Origin of the sequence: Pantoea sp. M_9 (assembly GCF_008631385.1) — a bacterium.
Lineage (GTDB): Bacteria > Pseudomonadota > Gammaproteobacteria > Enterobacterales > Enterobacteriaceae > Pantoea > Pantoea eucrina.
In genome coordinates, this window is record NZ_VWUF01000001.1 from 634,563 (window position 1) to 653,044 (window position 18,482).

Here is an 18,482-nt window from a genome sequence, read left to right on the forward strand (position 1 = left end):
GGATTTTACTGTGCAGGCTGGGTGCGGATCAGATAATCAAAGGCGCTGAGTGACGCTTTAGCGCCCTCGCCGCTGGCGATGATAATCTGCTTATACGGCACCGTGGTGCAGTCGCCGGCGGCAAATACGCCTTTCAGGCTGGTTTCGCACTTCGCATCGATAATCACTTCACCCATGCGGTTGCGCTCGACCGCGCCTTCAAGGAAGCCAGTATTAGGCAGCAGACCAATCTGAACAAAGATGCCGCTCAGCGCCAGCTCGTGCGTGGTCTGGGTGGTGCGATCCAGATACGCCAGCCCGGTGACTTTGCTGCCGTCGCCTTTAACTTCGGTGGTCTGGGCGTTGAGGATCACGTCGACATTTTTCAGGCTGCGCAGTTTATCCTGCAGCACTTTGTCAGCGCGCATCTCGCCGGCAAACTCCAGCAGGGTAACGTGCTCAACAATACCGGCCAGATCGATGGCCGCTTCCACGCCAGAGTTACCGCCGCCGATAACCGCGGTGCGCTTGCCTTTAAACAGCGGGCCGTCGCAGTGCGGGCAGTAGGTCACGCCTTTGGTGCGATACTGATCTTCGCCCGGTACGCCCATGTTGCGCCAGCGCGCGCCGGTGGCGATGATGATGCTGCGTGATTTCAGCACCGCGCCGGAAGCGGTTTCAATGGCGTGCAATCCTCCTTCCTGCGCGGCGGGGATCAGTTTAATGGCGCTCTGAGTGTCAATCACATCTACTGCGTAATCATCAACGTGCGCGCGCAGTGATCCCGCCAGCTTCGCCCCTTCCGTTTTTGGTACAGAGATGTAGTTTTCAATATCTACCGTATCCAGTACCTGACCACCAAAACGCTCGCCCATCAGGCCGGTACGAATACCTTTACGCGCGGAGTAGATAGCCGCTGCGGCGCCTGCCGGACCACTGCCGATAATCAGGACTTCATACGCGTCACGCTTGTTCAGCTCTTCTGCCGCACGCTTATCAGCGTTGGTATCAACTTTTCCGACGATTTCGGCCAGGCTCATGCGGCCCTGCCCAAACTCTTTGCCGTTCAGATAGACGGCCGGCACGCCCATGACGTTGCGCTCGGTAATTTCATTCTGGAACACGCCACCATCAATAGCGGTGTGGCTGATACGCGGATTCAGTACCGCCATCAGGTTCAGCGCCTGCACCACATCCGGACAGTTGTGGCAGGAGAGCGAGTAGTAGGTTTCAAAGTGCAGATCGGTATCAAGTGACATCACCTGATCCAGCAGACTCTGCGCCTCTTTAGAGGGGTGCCCACCGGTCTGGAGCAGCGCCAGCACCAGTGACGTAAATTCATGGCCCATCGGCGAGCCGGCAAAGCGCGGACCGCTCTGGCTGCCTGGGTTAGTGATCAGAAACGACGGTTTGCGTACCGGACGATCGTTCTCTTCACGGAAGCTGACTTTGTCAGAGAGCGCGGCAATATCTGCTAACAGCGTACGGATCTCAGCAGATTTTGTGCCCTCATCCAGGGTAGCAATCAACTCAACCGGTTTCGTTAGTTTCTCAAGGTAAGCCTTAAGCTGGGTTTTTAAATTGGTGTCGAGCATAGTGAGTTCCTGTGAAGAAAATCGGGTGCCGCAGCACCCGATAAAAAAGAGACCGAATGGCGTCAGGTAACTTAGATTTTACCGACCAGGTCCAGTGACGGAGCCAGCGTGGCGTCGCCCTCTTTCCATTTAGCCGGGCAAACTTCGCCTGGGTGAGAAGCCACGTACTGTGCAGCTTTCACTTTGCGCAGCAGGTCAGAGGCGTCGCGGCCAATGCCTTCAGCGGTGATTTCGATCGCCTGGATGATGCCTTCCGGGTCAACGATGAACGTACCGCGATCGGCCAGACCTTCTGCCTCACGCATAATTTCAAAGTTGCGGGTCAGCGCGCCGGTTGGATCGCCGATCATGGCATACTGAATCTTGCCGATGGTCTCGGAAGAACCGTGCCAGGCTTTGTGGGTAAAGTGCGTGTCAGTAGAAACGGAGTAGATATCTACGCCCAGTTTCTGGAACTCTTCGTAGTGGTCTGCAACGTCACCCAGTTCGGTCGGGCATACGAAGGTGAAGTCAGCCGGGTAGAAGAAGAAAACACTCCATTTACCTTCAACGTCTTTCTCGGTTACGTCGATGAATTCGCCGTTTTTGAACGCTGCGTTTTTGAACGGTTTAATTTTGGTGTTAATGATTGACATAGTGACCTCCGTTAAAAAGATGTGATGCAGGCTACAGTTTTTTCAGGCCAGGTGCTAATACGCAGACGTTATCACTCAGATAAACAAAAGCTATCAATGCAGCGAGACCAGATCCGGTGCGGCTTGCCGCGGCATTCTACACAGAAAAGCGGCGGCGATAACAGGCTTTCTCAGAATGCGGCAAAACTGCTATTTTTTTTACAGGCTGGTACGCATGACCGCGTGCCGTAAGCGATGCTTGCGATTCAGGAGACCCCGTAGGTGAATATCCGATCTTTTCAGGAGAGCGATCGCCCGTTTCTGCGCACGCTGTTTCTCGCCGCGCGCCGGCACAGCTGGACGTGGCTTAACGGTGATGCGTGGCAGCTGGAGGATTTTGATGCGGTGATCCTGGGCGAAACGGTGCTGGTAGCGGAGATAAACGGCGAACGCGCGGGCTTTGCCGGTATTCTGGACAACGACAATTTCCTGCACAGCCTCTATGTTGACCCGGCGTATCAGGGTCAGGGTGTGGGCAGCGCGCTGCTGCAGCAGGTTACGGCACGCTTTACCTCAACCGGCGCGCTGAAATGTCTGGCTGCGAACCGGGCTGCGCTGGCGTTCTACCAGCATCACGGCTGGCAGCGCGTCGCCAGCGGCGAAGGCGAACAGGGTACCTATGTGCTGATGCACTATCCGCTGGCGGGGCGCGCCAGCGAAACGGCGTGAGTTATACCGCCCGAAAGGCGATATCGCCCGGGATCACCTCGCCCTGCCAGTAGAGCTGAGCGGCTACGCGCCCCGCCAGCTGGCGATAGAGGGTGGTAAACTCGCTCTCTGGCCGGCGGATCACCGTAGGCGTCCCGTCATCCAGGTCTTCCCGCAGGTGAATATGCAGCGGCAGCTGTGCCAGCAGGCGGGTGTGATAATCCTGCACCAGCCGCTCAGCGCCGCCGGTGCCGAAAATAGGCTCATGGTGGCCACACTCACTGCAGATATGCATGCTCATGTTCTCCACCACCCCCAGCACCGGCACCGCCACTTTTTCAAACATCACAATGCCTTTGCGCGCGTCCAGCAGCGCGATATCCTGCGGCGTGGTCACTACCACGGCGCCGGTGACCGGTACGCTCTGCGCCAGTGTCAGCTGGATATCGCCGGTGCCGGGCGGCATATCGAGAACCAGATAGTCGAGGTCGGGCCACAACGTCTCATTGAGCAGCTGCAGCAGCGCCTTGCTCGCCATCGGTCCGCGCCACACCATCGCATTATCATCCGTAACCAGATAGCCAATTGAGTTGGTCGCGAGCCCATGCGCCATAATCGGTGCCATGTGCGTGCCGTCAGGCGATGTCGGACGCTCCGCTTCCGTTCCCAGCATGTCTGGAATGGAGGGACCATAAATATCCGCATCCAGCAGCCCCACGCGCGCCCCTTCGGCGGCCAGCGCCAGCGCCATGTTAACCGCCGTGCTCGACTTGCCGACGCCGCCTTTGCCGGAGCTGACCGCAATAATATTCTTCACGCCGTTCACGCCCGGCTGATTTTTTACCCGCTTCAGGGTGGCGATATCGTGACGCAGACGCCAGTCGATCGCGCGCGCCTGCGTCAGCCGCAGCAGCTCCGCGCTCACCTGCGCTTTGAGATCCTCAAACGCGCTGCGCCAGATAAACGGCATAACCAGCTCGATATGCAGTTTTTCATCCAGCAGCGCCACGTGCCGCAGCGCTTTCAGCGTAGTGAGATTTTGCTGCAGCGTAGGGTGCGTAAATGCGCTCAGCACGCCGCTGACCACGGCACGCAACGCTTCAGGTGAATGATAATCCCGGGATTGTGTACTCATCCCCTCTCCTTATTTCATCATGACGCCAGAATGTAGCGGTATAAGGTCAATCATATCAGAGCAGCGCGAAAAAGAGCGCGACGCGCCTCCTGTGTTTACGCCGGAGGGTGCTTCGGTTAACATCTAACCCCGATTTTTCATTAACGGAAAGCTACGCAAATTATGACTCAAGTCGCTAAAAAATTACTGGTAACGTGCGCCCTGCCGTACGCAAACGGCTCTATCCATCTTGGTCACATGCTGGAACATATCCAGGCTGATGTATGGGTCCGTTACCAGCGAATGCGTGGCAACCAGGTTTACTTCATCTGCGCAGACGATGCGCACGGCACGCCGATTATGCTGAAAGCACAGCAGCTGGGCATCACGCCGGAGCAGATGATCGCCGATATGAAGCAGGAGCATGAAACTGACTTCACCGGCTTTAATATCAGCTATGACAACTATCACTCAACGCATGCCGAAGAGAATCGTCAGCTGGCTGAGGTGATCTACACGCGTCTGAATGAAAATGGCTTTATTAAGAAGCGCACCATTTCGCAGCTCTACGATCCGGAAAAAGGGATGTTTCTGCCCGATCGCTTTGTGAAAGGCACCTGCCCGAAATGTAAAGCGGCCGATCAGTATGGCGATAACTGCGAAGTGTGCAGCGCCACCTACAGCCCGACCGAGCTGATTGAGCCAAAGTCAGTGGTATCCGGCGCTACGCCGGTACTGCGTGATTCTGAACACTTCTTCTTTGATCTGCCGGCGTTCAGCGAAATGCTGCAGGCGTGGACGCGTTCCGGCGCGCTGCAGGAGCAGGTCGCCAATAAGATGCAGGAGTGGTTTGAGTCGGGACTGCAGCAGTGGGATATCTCCCGTGATGCGCCCTACTTTGGCTTTGAGATCCCGGATGCACCGGGCAAATATTTCTACGTCTGGCTGGATGCGCCAATCGGCTACATGGGCTCGTTTAAGAATCTGTGCGACAAGCGCGGCGATATCGACTTCAGCGAGTTCTGGCAGAAAGATTCTGCGACCGAGCTTTATCACTTTATCGGTAAAGATATCGTCTATTTCCACAGCCTGTTCTGGCCGGCAATGCTGGAAGGCAGCGGTTTCCGCAAGCCGACCAACCTGTTTGTGCATGGCTATGTCACGGTAAACGGCGCGAAGATGTCAAAATCGCGCGGTACTTTTATCAAAGCCAGCACCTGGCTGAAGCATCTTGATGCCGACAGCCTGCGCTACTACTACGCGGCCAAGCTCTCTTCGCGCATTGATGACATCGACCTGAATCTGGAAGATTTCGTGCAGCGCGTTAACGCTGACGTGGTGAACAAAGTCGTTAACCTGGCTTCGCGCAACGCCGGTTTTATCACCAAACGCTTTAACGGTGAGCTGGCCGCTGAACTCGCCGATCCGGCGCTGTATCAGACGTTTGTGGACGCATCAGAGAAGATTGGCGAGGCGTGGGAAAACCGTGAATATAACCGCGCTATCCGTGAGATCATGACGCTGGCCGATCTGGCGAACCGTTATGTTGATGAGCAGGCACCGTGGGTGGTGGCGAAACAGGAAGGCCGCGACGCTGATCTGCAGGCGATCTGCTCGATGGGCATCAACCTGTTCCGCGTGCTGATGACCTGGCTGAAGCCGGTACTGCCATCGCTGAGCGAGCGCGCCGAGGCGTTTCTGCAGAGCGAACTGAGCTGGGATGGCATCGCACAGCCGCTGCTGAATCACAGCGTGGCGCCCTTCAAAGCGCTCTATGGCCGCATTGAGATGGCAAAAGTGGAGGCGCTGATTGAGGCATCGAAAGAGGATGCGGCGGCGGCCAGTCAGCCTGCGGTAAGCGGCCCGCTTGCTGATGCGCCGATTGGCGACACCATCACCATTGATGATTTCGCCAAAGTCGATATGCGCGTGGCGCTGATTGAGCAGGCGGAGCTGGTTGAGGGTTCAGACAAGCTGCTGCGCCTGCAGCTCGATCTCGGCGGTGAGAAGCGTCAAATCTTCTCCGGCATTCGTGCTGCCTACCCCGATCCTTCGGTACTGGTGGGTAAGATGACCATTATCGTGGCTAACCTGGCACCGCGTAAGATGCGCTTTGGCGTATCGGAAGGGATGGTACTCTCAGCCGGCTCAGGCGGCAGCGATCTGTTTGTGCTCTCGGTGGACAGCGGCGCACAGCCAGGCATGCCGGTTAAGTAATCGCTTTTCAGCCCTCTCCTCTGAGAGGGCTTTTTTTTAATCCCATTACTCAGACAACGCGATACAGCCAGATAATCAATTTTCTGCAATGCAGCCTAAGAACAACCTGTTTGCGCTAACGCCAGTTATAGCATAAGCCTGTGAACTGCCTTGCAAATACAAGATTGTTTCTGAAGATAAAATCATATAACTATTCTGTTTTATTATGACATGCTGATTATCTGATTTGAAAACAAAGTAAGAATATATCTGTCGTACCGAAAACCGAACATCCTCTACACGAAAAAATTTAGCTGAAAGTGCAAAAAAATAATAATTCCATTCCAAGCCTCTGTTTTTATTTTAATATAATGAAACGTTTTAACTATTTTATTTCCTGCTATATTTTAACAGGGAATTACTATTGAATACCGTTTTCCTGTCAGCAGCATTAACCCTCGCAGCAAAATATCCCGGCTCAGACTGGAGCTCATAACGTATCGACATTAGAGGACCCGGAATCATGAGCCATAAATCGTTTAACCTCTCTGTACTGGCGCTTGCTATTGCCGGGGCTGTAACCACTCCGGGCACCGTATTTGCCGCCATTATTTATCAGGGTAACGTTACGGGCACCACCTCATCCCCGCCCGCTAACGGTGCTGACTGGATTGATGCCCGCAACGATATCACCGCAACTGAAACGTCACCCGGCGTTGGCGGTATGTTTATCACCAGCGGCAGCCAGCTTACGGCTAACAGCCTGAGGTTTGCAGGTGAAGGAGATCTGGTACTGTCAGGAACCGGTACGCGCGCAACGCTTGGCACAATCATCACAGATACCGATGTGTCGATTGGCGTCAGTAACGGTGCGGTGTTAAATGCAAACAACATTTTGCTGCGCCTGGCATCAATTATGGTGATTGGCAATAATAATATTATTGGAGATGCTATCGCACCTGGAACAGTCGCTATTCCAACCCTGACGCTGGCGGATACATCAAAAATTTTCTTTGTACATAACAGCAGTAACTATATTTTCGATGCCAGTATTCTTAGCAACGCGTCCGGGCAGGGAGCCATTTTTGCCCGGGAAGGCACGACCACGCTGGCAAAGAGCGGTAACTTCTCAGGCTCCTACCTGATCGATAATGGCTGGACACAAAACTATGCGACGCTGCTTGCCGGCGCGCCAAATGCACTGGGGCAGAATGCCACATTTGAAATTCGCTCTAAAGGCACGCTGGATACCAATGGTTACAGCCAGCAGATTGGATCAATAACGAATAATGGCGGTAAGGTTATTGTTTAGGGTGCGGCTGCCGGCACCCGGGTTAATATCGCGAATGGCTATGATGGCAGCGGCGCACTGACCGTTACCGGGCGCGGTGTCACACTGAATGTGATAAACGGGCTGGTTAACCGGGGCACGCTGGCGGTTGCGTCAGGCGCAACGCTCCGTGCTGATACGCTCAGTAATAATAACGGTCAGATTCGGTTTACCGACGGCGCCAGTGTTACAGCAGGTACGGTATATAATAATGGCCCGGTGTTTAGCGTCAGTGGTAATAATACTGCTCTGCGGATCACTAATCAGCTTACTAACCTTCGAACATTACAAATTCTGAACGACGCAACCGTGTCGGCAGGCAGCGTGAATAATAGCGGTAACCTGTTACTGAACGGCACCACGCTAGCGGTGGCCAGACAGCTGGCGAGTACCGGCATAGTACTGGTACAGAACGGGGCCACGCTGGCAGCTGATAGCCTTTTAATAAGCGGTAATAGTACCACTGCGCCCTCAATGCTCTCTGTAGGCAATATCAACGGTTATGTTGCCGATAGCGCCGGGCGCGTCAATGCCAGGCAGATTACGCTCGCCTCCTCACCCACCTCGCGCGCACTGGTGAATTTTAACCACACCGATGCGAATTATAATTTTGCTTCGCCTGTAACCGGTACAGGGGATGTCGTGGTGACATCCGGGGTAACGACACTCTCTGGCCTCAATAGCTACTCAGGGAGCACTACCGTAACGGGGGGGACTCTGCGGGCAGGTGGAGACAATACCTTTAGCACAGCCTCCGCATGGAATATTGGCAGCAACGGTGAGCTGGATCTGAACGGCTACCGTCAGACGCTGGGCGACACCACCAATGCCGGTACTATCCGGCTTGCCGGCGCCGCTGCCGGTAATGTCCTTACCGTCGATGGTAATTACACCGGTAACGACGGCACTCTGATATTCGGCACCGAGCTTGATGATGACAATGCCCGTACCGATCGGCTGGTGGTCACCGGCGATGCCAGCGGTACCACCAATATCGCCGTGAATAACCTTGGCGGACGTGGCGCGCAAACCTATAACGGCATTGAGCTGATTGAAGTGCAGGGCAGCGCCGACAGCAGCGCATTCCGTCAGCAGGGACGCATTGTAGCGGGCGCCTATGAATATCGCCTGCTGCGCGGTAATAAAAACTGGTACCTGACCAATCGCGTTAATCTGGAAACGGGCCTGCCGATTATCGGCGACGGTGGCGACAACGGTGGTGGTGACAACGGCGGCGGCGGTGATAACGGCGGCGGCGGTGATAACGGCGGCGGCGGTGACAACGGCGGCGGCGGTGACAACGGCGGTGGCGGTGATAACGGCGGCGGCGGGGAAAGCGTGGCAGTACTACGCCCGGAAGGCGGCGCTTATGCTGCTAACCTCGCCACTGCATCTACGCTGTTCGATACCCGTATGAGCGAACGTCAGGGCACCTGGTACCTCGATCCGCTGACCGGCGAACAGCAGTACACGTCACTCTGGCTGCGCGTCTCCGGCGATCATAATCGTCAGCACGCCGGTGACGGCCAGCTACGTACCCGCGCCAACAGCGTAGTGACCCTGCTCGGCGGCGATATTGCCGCTACTGACGCTGCCCGCGTCGGCCTGATGGCGGGCTATGGCAACAGCAAAAGCAATAGTGCATCCGGGATCACCGGCTACCGCGCCCGCGGCCAGATCAATGGCTATACCACCGGTATATATGGTACCTGGTTTGCAGAAAGGACCGATGAAAAAGGCCTGTGGGCGGACAGCACGCTGCAGTATAGCTGGTTTAACAATCAGGTAGAGGGGGAGGATGAAGCGGGTGAATCTTATCGCTCTAAAGGGTTTAGCGCCTCGCTCTCTTCCGGCTACGTTATTCGGCTGGCCCAGAGCGAACGTCGTGCTTTCTTTCTGCAGCCGCAGGCGCGCATCGGCTGGTCGGGTATTAAAGCTGATGACCATACCGAGCGCAACGGCACGCTGGTGCAAGGCAGCGGTCAGGATAACGTCAGCAGCAGCCTGGGCATTAAAGCCTTTATGAAGAGCCATGCCGCGCAGGACGATCGCAACGGCCGCCGCTTCAGCCTGTTCACCGAAGCCAACTGGATCCACAACAGTCGTGAATACGCGGTGCGCATGGATGATGTCGTGGTCTCACAACAGGGCAGTCGCAATATTGCCGAAGCGCGCGTGGGCGTGGATGGTGCGCTGGGCGGTGGTCTCGGCCTGAAAGGCACTGTTGGTCAGCAGGTGGGTAACAACGGCTGGTCTGATACTCACGCGGCCATCAGCGTCAGCTATCGCTTCTGACAACGGATCCGGACACCGTTTGCATACCGCTGCGGACCCGGGCTCCTTTTTTTGAGCTTCTGGTTCAGCGCCAGCTTTTGTGACGTCTGGCACGCTAAGCACGTAATGCGTATGATGTAAACCGATAACAGACGCCGGAGATGCCTGACGTGTTAACTGCCTGCTGGCGCTATCTGCGCGCCTTTACGATTATCTATGCCGCGCTCTATGCCGGTATCGCGCTCGCCGCCCTGCTTCCGTTTACTATCCCTGGCAGTATTATCGGTATGCTGCTGCTGTTTTTACTGCTCGGACTGCAGATCCTGCCGGTCCACTGGGTCAAGCCCGGCTGCCAGCTGCTGATCCGCTATATGGCGCTGCTGTTTGTGCCGATAAGCGTCGGCGTTATCAGCTATACCGATGTGCTCTCCGCGCAGTTTGGCCCGATTGTGGTCTCCTGCCTGACCAGTACGCTGATGGTACTGGTGGTAGTGGGGTTCAGCGCTGAACGCCTGCAGCGCCCGCAACCGGAGCAGCCGCATGAGTGACGTCTGGTGGTCCCTGCCGCTGACGCTGGCGGCCTGGTTTGCGGCACGCTGGCTGGCCGCAAAGCTCAAAATCTCGCTGATTAATCCGCTGCTGGTGGCCATGGCGATCATTATCCCGCTGCTGCTGCTGACGCATACGCCTTACACGCGCTATTTTGCCGGCAGCGCTCTGCTGAATCAGCTGCTGCAGCCGGCGGTCGTGGCGCTGGCGCTGCCGCTCTATGAGCAGATGCATCAAATCCGCGCGCGCTGGAAAACGATCATCAGCGTCTGCTTTATCGGCAGCATGACGGCTATGGTTTCTGGTACCGCAATGGCGCTGTGGCTGGGCGCCACACCGGAAATCGCCGCGACGCTGCTGCCTAAGTCGGTCACCACACCGATCGCCATGGCGGTCTCCGCCTCACTGCACGGCATTCCGGCTATCAGCGCTATCTGCGTGCTGATCGCCGGTGTATTTGGTGCCGTATTCGGGCACATGCTGCTGAACCTGCTGCGCATCCGTAGCAAAGCAGCGCGTGGCCTGGCAATTGGCAACGCGTCACACGCGCTGGGCACGGCGCGCGCAGCGGAACTCGACTATCAGGAAGGGGCGTTCAGTTCGCTGGCGCTGGTGATCTGCGGCATCATCACCTCTTTGCTGGCGCCGTTTATCTTTCCGCTGCTGCTGGCGTGGTTTGGCTGAAAGTTTGCGAGAGATCTCGCAAAGTTGAAACAACTCAATGAGCTTACATTGTCATAGCGACATGGATCACATATAACTCAGCAGGCGGCGCACCGCCGCTGATGAGTTAATGAGGCCTGATACCATGCACCCACGATTCTCCTCCGCTTTCTCCGACCTGCCGTTACCCCTGCAGCAGGCGCTGCAGCCGCTGCTGGACGCGCCCGATTTTCACGGCGTTCTCCGCCCCGATGAGCGGATAGCGCTGCAGCAGGCGACCGGACTGGAAGAGGATGCGCTGGCGCTGGCGCTCCTGCCGCTTGCCGCCTGCTGTGCGGTTGCCCCGCTCTCCCGCTTTAACGTTGGCGCTATCGCACGCGGCGTCAGCGGCCACTGGTATTTTGGGGCGAATATGGAGTTTCGCGGTGCCACAATGCAGCAGACGGTGCACGCTGAGCAGAGCGCGATTACCCACGCCTGGCTGCGCGGTGAAAACGGGCTCGAGGCCATTACGGTTAACTACACGCCGTGCGGCCACTGTCGTCAGTTTATGAATGAGCTGAACAGCGGCACGGCGATCCGCATCAGTCTGCCGGGCCGTGACGTGAACACGCTGGCCCACTACCTGCCCGATGCATTTGGTCCTGCTGACCTCAATATTACCGAACGGCTGATGACGCCGGTTGACCACGCCTTTACCCCTGCCGGCGATGCCCTGCAGCAGGCGGCGATCCGGGCTGCCAGCCAGAGCCATGCGCCTTACAGCTTCAGCTACAGCGGCGTGGCACTGGAGAGCCGCAGCGGCGCCATTTACAGCGGCCGCTATGCAGAGAATGCCGCCTTCAATCCGAGCCTGCCGCCGCTGCAGGCCGCGCTGATCCTGATGAATATGCATCATGAACCGCTGGAAGCTATCCGCCGCGCGGCGCTGGCTGAGTCTGCAGAGGGTACGCTGACGCAGGCGGACGCCACGCGGGCGACGCTGGCCGCGCTCGGCTGCCGCGAGCTGACGATTACTTTAGTTTCAAAAACATCCGTTTAGTGATCCTTTTACCGCTTTTGTGACCTGCTGTTAACAAAAGCTGTACATCTGCCGGAATTTTCATAGGATCGGGCGCCAGACCTTTACAATAATCAGATCTGGCGTGACCTTTTCGTAGCGATACGTCAGCAAACACTGCAACCGGAGCAAACATTGCATGGAACTCGAGTACGAAAGTAAACGCCCGCTCTATATCCCCTATGCGGGTCCGATTCTGCTGGAATTTCCGCTGCTGAATAAAGGCAGCGCCTTCTCTCTGGAAGAGCGAAACGAATTTAATCTTAATGGTCTGCTGCCGGATGCGGTTGAGACCATTGAAGAGCAGGCGGAGCGCGCCTGGCGTCAGTTCCTGGATTTCAAAAACAACAACGACAAGCACGTCTATCTGCGCAATATCCAGGATACCAACGAAACCCTGTTCTACCGCCTGCTGGATAATCATCTGGAAGAGATGATGCCGATTATCTACACCCCGACCGTGGGCGCGGCATGCGAGCACTTCTCTGAAATTTACCGTCGCGCGCGCGGCGTATTCATCTCCTACAACAATCGCGATCGCATCGAAGACATGCTGCAGAACGCCACCAAGCAGAATGTTAAGGTTATTGTGGTCACGGATGGCGAGCGCATTCTGGGTCTGGGCGACCTCGGCATCGGCGGCATGGGTATTCCGATTGGTAAACTGTCGCTCTATACCGCCTGCGGCGGCATCAGTCCGGCTTACACCCTGCCGGTGGTACTGGATGTCGGAACCAATAACCCGCAGCTGCTCAACGACCCGCTCTATATGGGCTGGCGCCATCCGCGCATTACCGGCGAAGAGTATGAGTCGTTTGTGAATGAATTTATTCAGGCGGTGAAACGTCGCTGGCCAAACGTCCTGCTGCAGTTCGAAGATTTTGCGCAGAAGAACGCCATGCCGCTGCTGCAGCGCTATCGCGATGAGATCTGCTGCTTCAATGACGATATTCAGGGCACTGCAGCTGTTACCGTTGGTACCCTGATTGCCGCCAGCCGCGCCGCAGGCAGCCGCCTGTGCGAGCAGAAAGTGGTTTTCCTCGGCGCCGGTTCTGCAGGCTGCGGTATTGCTGAACAGATTATTGCGCAGATGAAATCGGAAGGGCTGAGCGATGATGAAGCGCGTTCGCGCGTCATGATGGTTGACCGCTTTGGTCTGCTTACCGACAAGCTGCCAAACCTGCTCGACTTCCAGAGCAAGCTGGTGCAGAAAAGTGACAACCTGAAAGCCTGGGACGTCACCAGCGACACGATTTCGCTGCTGGATGTGGTGCGCAACGCGCAGCCCGATATTCTGATCGGCGTATCGGGCCAGCCAGGCCTGTTTACCGAAGAGATCATTCGCGAGATGCACAAGCACTGCAAACGCCCTATCGTGATGCCGCTCTCTAACCCGACGTCACGCGTGGAAGCGACGCCGGCGGATATTATCGCCTGGACCGACGGTGCCGCGCTGGTTGCCACCGGCAGCCCGTTCTCACCGGTGACCTGGAAAGGCAAAACCTATCCGATTGCCCAGTGCAATAACTCCTATATCTTTCCGGGCATCGGACTCGGCGTGATTGCCGCGGGCGCAACGCGCGTGACCGATTCCATGCTGATGACCGCCAGCCGCGCGCTGGCTGACTGCTCGCCGCTGGTTAACGACGGCGAAGGTCCGGTCCTGCCGGAGATCAAAGATATTCAGGGCGTCTCCAAACTGATCGCGATGGAAGTGGGCAAAGCGGCGCAGCTGGCTGGCGTTGCCGTGGTAACGTCGGAGGATGTGCTCTCCAAAGCGGTTCACAACAACTTCTGGCTGCCGCAGTATCGTCACTACCGCCGTACCTCTATCTGATCGCCTCAGCGCCGGATTTCGATCCGACGCTGCTGAAAAAAACATCAGCCAGCCGGGGTGAGCTTGCTTAGCCGCCCCGGCTCAAGTAGCCTTGAAGCACCCTGAATCCTGCCTGTTGAGTTGCCGCGCGCATGCTGAAACGCGTTTTCTTTGCTCTGATCATCATCATCTTAGCGATGGTAGCGACCGCGCTCGGCCTTGATCGCTGGATCAGCTGGAAAACCGCGCCGTTTATCTATGAAGATGTCGCTTCGCTGCCGCATCGCCAGGTTGGCGTGGTACTGGGCACCGCGAAATATTATCGTGCCGGCGTCATTAATCAGTATTACCTCTATCGCATGCAGGGCGCGCTCAACGCCTACAACAGCGGTAAAGTTAACTATCTGCTGCTGAGCGGCGACAACGCCCAGCAGAGCTATAACGAGCCTGCCACCATGCGACGCGATCTGATTAAAGCAGGTGTCGATCCGGCCGATATCGTGCTGGATTATGCTGGTTTTCGCACGCTCGATTCCATTGTGCGCACGCGCAAGGTGTTTGACACCAACGACTTCATTATTATCACCCAGCGCTTTCACTGCGAGCGGGCGCTCTACATTGCGCTGCACCTTGGCATTCAGGCACAGTGCTATGCCGTGCCCTCGCCGAAAAATATGCTGTCGGTGCGCGCACGCGAAGTCGGTGCCCGGCTGGGTGCCATGGCCGATCTCTATCTGATGAAGCGCGAGCCGCGTTTTCTCGGACCGCTGGTGCCGATTCCGGCAGTGCATACGGTGCCGGAAGATGCGCAGAGCTATCCGGCGGTCACGCCTGAACAGCTGCTGGAGCTGGAAGAGAAGCTGCGTAAATAGCCTTTGCTGCGGCCGGCAGCCATAAAAAAAGGCTGCGCCAGCGCAGCCTTTTTCCGTTACCTCAATCTTATTTCTTGCGCGAGTATTTCAGTGAATCCAGCGCCACGGCGAAGATAATGATGCCGCCCTTGATGATGTACTGCCAGTAAGGGTTCACGCCGATGTAAGTCAGACCGTAGTTGATTACGGTAAAGATAATTACCCCGGTCACGACGCCTGCGACCGTACCCACACCGCCGGCGAAGGAGACGCCGCCCACCACGCAGGCCGCAATCGCATCCAGCTCATACATAAAGCCGAGGTTGTTGGTGGCGCTGCCGATACGGCCCGCTTCCAGCAGACCGCCAAACGCATAGAACACCCCTGACAGGGCATAGACCAGAATCAGGTTGAACGGCACGTTAACGCCTGAGACTTTCGCCGCTTCCGGGTTACCGCCAATCGCAAAAATGTTTTTACCGAAGCGGGTTTTGTTCCACAGAATCCAGACAAACACGATAGCGATAATGGCGTAAAAGGTGATAAACGAGAGCTTGAAGTCACCAAAGCGCAGGAAACCCTGGGTAAAGGTGGAGAAGCCCGCGTCGAAGCCGGCAATCGGCGAGGCACCGACAAAATCGTAGTAGAGTGAGTTAATACCATACACGATGATCATCGTACCCAGCGTGGTAATAAACGGCGTTACCTTGAGGTACGCGATGATTACGCCGTTTACCAGGCCAATCACGCCACCGATAATGCACACCACCAGAATAACCAGCGGAATCGGCATGGTTTCCAGATGCGGGAAAACCTTGTTCGCGTTATCCATTGACTGCAGCAGCGTCGCCGCCACTACCGCCGCCAGTCCTACCTGCCGCCCGGCGGAGAGGTCAGTACCCTGAGTCACAATCAGCCCGGCCACGCCCAGCGCGATAATAATACGCACCGACGATTGCGTCAGGATGTTACTCAGGTTCATTAAACTTAAAAATGTCGGATCCTGGAAAATAATAATCGCCAGCAGAACAAACAGGACGACGTAAATACCGCCCTCTTTTAACCAGGTTAGCGCATTCTTTTTAGTAGTCGCTTTCATTTTAAAGCCCTTGCTTCATTAAAGGTGTAATGACGCTAAACGCAGGATTTCATTCTGCGAGGTCGTTTTTGTATCGACAATACCGGCTACCTGACCGTTACTCATGACCAGAATACGATCGGTTATACCCAGCAGCTCTGGCATTTCTGAGGAGATAATAATAATGCCCTTCTCTTTTTTGGCCAGTTCTGAAATCAGCTGATAAATTTCAAATTTAGCCCCCACGTCAATACCGCGCGTGGGTTCATCAAGCATTAATATTTCCGGCTGGGTCAGCAGCCAGCGGCCAATAATGACTTTCTGCTGGTTACCGCCTGAAAGCGAGCCAATCTGCGTATGGTGACCTGGCGTTTTTACCCGCATCGAGTCAATAACCCACTGGGTATCGCTCTTCATACGTTTATTATCGAGCAGGCCGATGCTGGATTTATATTTTTTAATATTGGAGATAAGCGAGTTAAAGCCGATATCGAGATAGGCGTAGATCCCGGTGGAGCGACGCTCTTCTGTAACCAGCGCAAAACCGTGGTTGATCGCCTCGTTTGCACTGTGGTTGTTGATCGCTTTGCCGTGCAGCCGGATAGTTCCGCCCGACTTCTCGCGAATGCCGAACAGCGTCTCAACGATATCGGTACGCTTGGCACCCACCAGCCCGGCGATACCGAGGATCTCCCCTTTATGCAGGTCAAATGAGATATCGCGAATTGAGGGCTGACGCAGTGACGTCAGGTTGCGGACTTCCAGAATCACCTCACCCGGCACGTTGCTCTTATCCGGGAAGCGCTGATTAAGCGAACGGCCCACCATCATGGCGATGATCTTATCCATATCCAGCCCTTCCAGCGACTGAGTGGCGATCCACTGTCCGTCGCGCAGAATGGTGATCTCGTCGCACAGCTGAAAGATCTCTTCCATCTTATGCGAGATATAGACAATACCGCAGCCGCGATCTTTTAATTTACGAATAATCGTAAACAGGTGGTTAACTTCTTTTTCCGTCAGCGAAGAGGTCGGTTCATCCATAATGACTATTTTGGCGTCATAGGAGAACGCTTTGGCAATTTCAATCATCTGCATCTGCGATACAGAAAGATTCGCCACTTTATCGCGCGGATCGATATCAATATCGAGTTCATCAAAGATCGCTTTGGTATCGCGATACATTTTGTCCTGATCGACAAATGGCCCTTTACGCGGGTAGCGACCCAGCCACATATTATCCATCACGCTGCGCTGCAGCACGAGGTTTAATTCCTGATGCACCATTGAGACGCCATTTTCCAGCGCTTCTTTGGAGCTTTTATAGTCAATCTCCTGGCCCTGAAAAAGAATACTCCCCGTATCTTTTTTATAGATGCCAAATAAGCACTTTAATAATGTCGATTTTCCGGCGCCGTTTTCACCCATTAAGGCATGGACGGAGTGCGGCCGCACTTTCAAATTCACATTATCTAAGGCTTTCACCCCTGGAAATGATTTCGAGACATTCGTCATCTCCAGCAGATATTCACGCTGTGTGGTCGGATTCTCACTGGCCATAATTTACCTGGCTAAAAAAAGCGTATGCAGATGCAATAAGGCGCGGCAAATTGCCGCGCCCGGAATAGATTACTTCGCAAACTGAGAGAGGTTCTCTTTATCTACGGCGACATAAGGCACGCGAACCACTTTATCTTCCATCTTGAAGTTAGTGCCCGCGGTCGGCTCTTTGCCATCTGCCAGGTTCTTCGCGATATCCAGCGTGGCTTTCGCCTGGTTTTCCGCATCGTTCAGCACGGTACCCGCCATCGCGCCCGATTTCACCAGCGCCAGCGCTTCTGGCAGCGCATCGACGCCAAACACCGGAATGCTTGATTTGTTGTGTGCTTTCAGCGCTTCAACCGCGCCCATTGCCATTGCATCGTTGTTGGCAATGATCACTTCAATTTTGTTAGCGTTCGGACCGGAGAGCCACGCATCGACTTTATCTTTCGCCTGAGCGGTATCCCACATTGCGGTATCCATCGCCAGCTGCTGCGTTTTGATGCCATCTTTGTTCAGGGTGTCGATAACATATTTGGTGCGCGCTTCAGCATCCGGGTGGCCTGGCTCGCCTTTCAGCAGGACAAACTGAATCTGGCCATCTTTGTTCAAATCCCAGGCTGGCGTCGATTTCCAGTGCTTCTCAATCAGCTCGCCCTGTTTGATACCTGACTCTTTCGAGTCTGTACCGACATAATAGGCTTTCGGATAGCTCGCCAGCACTTTGGCGTTCGGCTCTTTGTTGAAGAACACAATCGGTACGTCATTGGCTTTGGCTTTGTCGATGACTACCGCTGCCGCTGCCGGATCTACCAGGTTAATCGCCAGCGCTTTCACGCCCTTGGCCATCAGCACGTCAATCTGGTCGTTCTGTTTGGACTGGTCATTCTGCGAGTCATTCATCAGCAGCTGAATGCCGCCCAGCGTTTTCGCCTCTTTCTCGATATCCTTGCGCACCATTGACATGAAATTGTCATCATATTTGTAAATGGTCACGCCAATGCGGGTATCGGCGGCGTGCGCAGTTGCACCAAACATCATGCTGGCAACCAGTGCTGTGAGCGTGAAAACCTTCTTATTCATGGTATCTCCGGTTTTAATTATGCAGGGTAT

The 18,482-nt window shown here is 55.4% G+C and carries 15 protein-coding genes; 9 read left to right on the forward strand and 6 right to left on the reverse strand.

Features of this window, described 5'->3' with window-relative positions:
• Positions 1–5: 5 nt before the first annotated feature.
• Together ahpF and ahpC are read right to left on the reverse strand one after the other, a co-directional pair.
• Positions 6–1,574, reverse strand: a complete 1,569-nt coding sequence (gene ahpF / locus F3I15_RS02880) for an alkyl hydroperoxide reductase subunit F (RefSeq protein WP_071668018.1) — start codon at positions 1,572–1,574, stop codon at positions 6–8.
• A gap of 71 nt (positions 1,575–1,645) precedes the next feature.
• Positions 1,646–2,209, reverse strand: coding sequence for an alkyl hydroperoxide reductase subunit C (gene ahpC, locus F3I15_RS02885; protein ID WP_039385421.1), 564 nt, complete (start codon positions 2,207–2,209; stop codon positions 1,646–1,648).
• 261 nt (positions 2,210–2,470) lie between these two features.
• Here ahpC and F3I15_RS02890 point away from each other — a divergent pair, with 261 nt between their 5' ends.
• Entirely contained in the window at positions 2,471–2,917 is a 447-nt protein-coding gene (locus F3I15_RS02890; protein WP_150016480.1) for a GNAT family N-acetyltransferase, read from the forward strand.
• A gap of 1 nt (position 2,918) precedes the next feature.
• Here the strand turns inward: F3I15_RS02890 and apbC are convergent, their stop codons facing one another.
• Entirely contained in the window at positions 2,919–4,031 is a 1,113-nt protein-coding gene (apbC, locus tag F3I15_RS02895) for an iron-sulfur cluster carrier protein ApbC (protein WP_150016481.1), read from the reverse strand.
• Between the two features lie 162 nt (positions 4,032–4,193).
• Between apbC and metG the strand changes: the two genes are divergently transcribed.
• The 8 genes from metG (at position 4,194) to sanA (ending at position 14,770) form a co-directional block, all read left to right on the forward strand.
• Positions 4,194–6,227 (forward strand): methionine--tRNA ligase, encoded by a 2,034-nt coding sequence (metG, locus tag F3I15_RS02900; RefSeq protein WP_150016482.1) that lies wholly within the window; start codon positions 4,194–4,196, stop codon positions 6,225–6,227.
• A gap of 502 nt (positions 6,228–6,729) precedes the next feature.
• A complete protein-coding gene (locus F3I15_RS02905) occupies positions 6,730–7,518 on the forward strand; it encodes a hypothetical protein (RefSeq protein WP_150016483.1) in 789 nt (262 codons plus the stop codon).
• A gap of 327 nt (positions 7,519–7,845) precedes the next feature.
• The gene (locus tag F3I15_RS02910) at positions 7,846–9,831 is read left to right on the forward strand and encodes an autotransporter outer membrane beta-barrel domain-containing protein (protein ID WP_190314882.1); all 1,986 of its coding nucleotides are present in this window, start codon (positions 7,846–7,848) and stop codon (positions 9,829–9,831) included.
• A gap of 140 nt (positions 9,832–9,971) precedes the next feature.
• The gene (locus F3I15_RS02915) at positions 9,972–10,358 is read left to right on the forward strand and encodes a CidA/LrgA family protein (RefSeq protein ID WP_150016485.1); all 387 of its coding nucleotides are present in this window, start codon (positions 9,972–9,974) and stop codon (positions 10,356–10,358) included.
• Complete coding sequence (locus F3I15_RS02920) at positions 10,351–11,043, forward strand: CidB/LrgB family autolysis modulator (RefSeq protein ID WP_150016486.1); 693 nt, start codon at positions 10,351–10,353, stop codon at positions 11,041–11,043. Before F3I15_RS02915 ends, F3I15_RS02920 begins: the two co-directional genes overlap by 8 nt.
• 124 nt (positions 11,044–11,167) lie before the next feature.
• Positions 11,168–12,064 carry a cytidine deaminase gene (cdd, locus tag F3I15_RS02925; protein ID WP_150016487.1) on the forward strand — a complete coding sequence of 299 codons (897 nt, stop codon included), beginning with the start codon at positions 11,168–11,170 and terminating at the stop codon, positions 12,062–12,064.
• A gap of 157 nt (positions 12,065–12,221) precedes the next feature.
• Entirely contained in the window at positions 12,222–13,919 is a 1,698-nt protein-coding gene (locus F3I15_RS02930) for an NAD-dependent malic enzyme (RefSeq protein ID WP_150016488.1), read from the forward strand.
• A 131-nt stretch (positions 13,920–14,050) separates the two neighbouring features.
• Positions 14,051–14,770, forward strand: a complete 720-nt coding sequence (gene sanA, locus F3I15_RS02935; protein ID WP_094111868.1) for an outer membrane permeability protein SanA — start codon at positions 14,051–14,053, stop codon at positions 14,768–14,770.
• A 67-nt stretch (positions 14,771–14,837) separates the two neighbouring features.
• On the opposite strand, the gene mglC is transcribed toward sanA, so the two are convergent.
• The 3 genes from mglC to mglB all read right to left on the reverse strand — a co-directional run bounded on the left by mglC (position 14,838) and on the right by mglB (position 18,452).
• Positions 14,838–15,848: a galactose/methyl galactoside ABC transporter permease MglC gene (gene mglC, locus F3I15_RS02940; protein WP_039385433.1), complete on the reverse strand. Its 1,011-nt coding sequence runs from the start codon at positions 15,846–15,848 to the stop codon at positions 14,838–14,840.
• Positions 15,849–15,866: 18 nt separating this feature from the next.
• Positions 15,867–17,387, reverse strand: coding sequence for a galactose/methyl galactoside ABC transporter ATP-binding protein MglA (gene mglA, locus F3I15_RS02945; protein WP_071668024.1), 1,521 nt, complete (start codon positions 17,385–17,387; stop codon positions 15,867–15,869).
• 69 nt (positions 17,388–17,456) lie between these two features.
• Entirely contained in the window at positions 17,457–18,452 is a 996-nt protein-coding gene (gene mglB, locus F3I15_RS02950) for a galactose/glucose ABC transporter substrate-binding protein MglB (protein ID WP_071668025.1), read from the reverse strand.
• Positions 18,453–18,482: the final 30 nt, after the last annotated feature.

What these genes read in the sequence shown, in the direction of transcription:
- metG (WP_150016482.1), top strand. Translation starts at nt 4,194, where the DNA reads ATGACTCAAGTCGCTAAAAAATTACTGGTAACGTGCGCCCTGCCGTAC.
- cdd (WP_150016487.1), top strand. Translation starts at nt 11,168, where the DNA reads ATGCACCCACGATTCTCCTCCGCTTTCTCCGACCTGCCGTTACCCCTG.
- F3I15_RS02920 (WP_150016486.1), top strand. Translation starts at nt 10,351, where the DNA reads ATGAGTGACGTCTGGTGGTCCCTGCCGCTGACGCTGGCGGCCTGGTTT.
- sanA (WP_094111868.1), top strand. Translation starts at nt 14,051, where the DNA reads ATGCTGAAACGCGTTTTCTTTGCTCTGATCATCATCATCTTAGCGATG.
- F3I15_RS02915 (WP_150016485.1), top strand. Translation starts at nt 9,972, where the DNA reads ATGCCTGACGTGTTAACTGCCTGCTGGCGCTATCTGCGCGCCTTTACG.
- ahpC (WP_039385421.1), bottom strand. Translation starts at nt 2,209, where the DNA reads ATGTCAATCATTAACACCAAAATTAAACCGTTCAAAAACGCAGCGTTC.
- apbC (WP_150016481.1), bottom strand. Translation starts at nt 4,031, where the DNA reads ATGAGTACACAATCCCGGGATTATCATTCACCTGAAGCGTTGCGTGCC.
- mglB (WP_071668025.1), bottom strand. Translation starts at nt 18,452, where the DNA reads ATGAATAAGAAGGTTTTCACGCTCACAGCACTGGTTGCCAGCATGATG.
- F3I15_RS02930 (WP_150016488.1), top strand. Translation starts at nt 12,222, where the DNA reads ATGGAACTCGAGTACGAAAGTAAACGCCCGCTCTATATCCCCTATGCG.
- F3I15_RS02905 (WP_150016483.1), top strand. Translation starts at nt 6,730, where the DNA reads ATGAGCCATAAATCGTTTAACCTCTCTGTACTGGCGCTTGCTATTGCC.
- mglC (WP_039385433.1), bottom strand. Translation starts at nt 15,848, where the DNA reads ATGAAAGCGACTACTAAAAAGAATGCGCTAACCTGGTTAAAAGAGGGC.
- mglA (WP_071668024.1), bottom strand. Translation starts at nt 17,387, where the DNA reads ATGGCCAGTGAGAATCCGACCACACAGCGTGAATATCTGCTGGAGATG.
- ahpF (WP_071668018.1), bottom strand. Translation starts at nt 1,574, where the DNA reads ATGCTCGACACCAATTTAAAAACCCAGCTTAAGGCTTACCTTGAGAAA.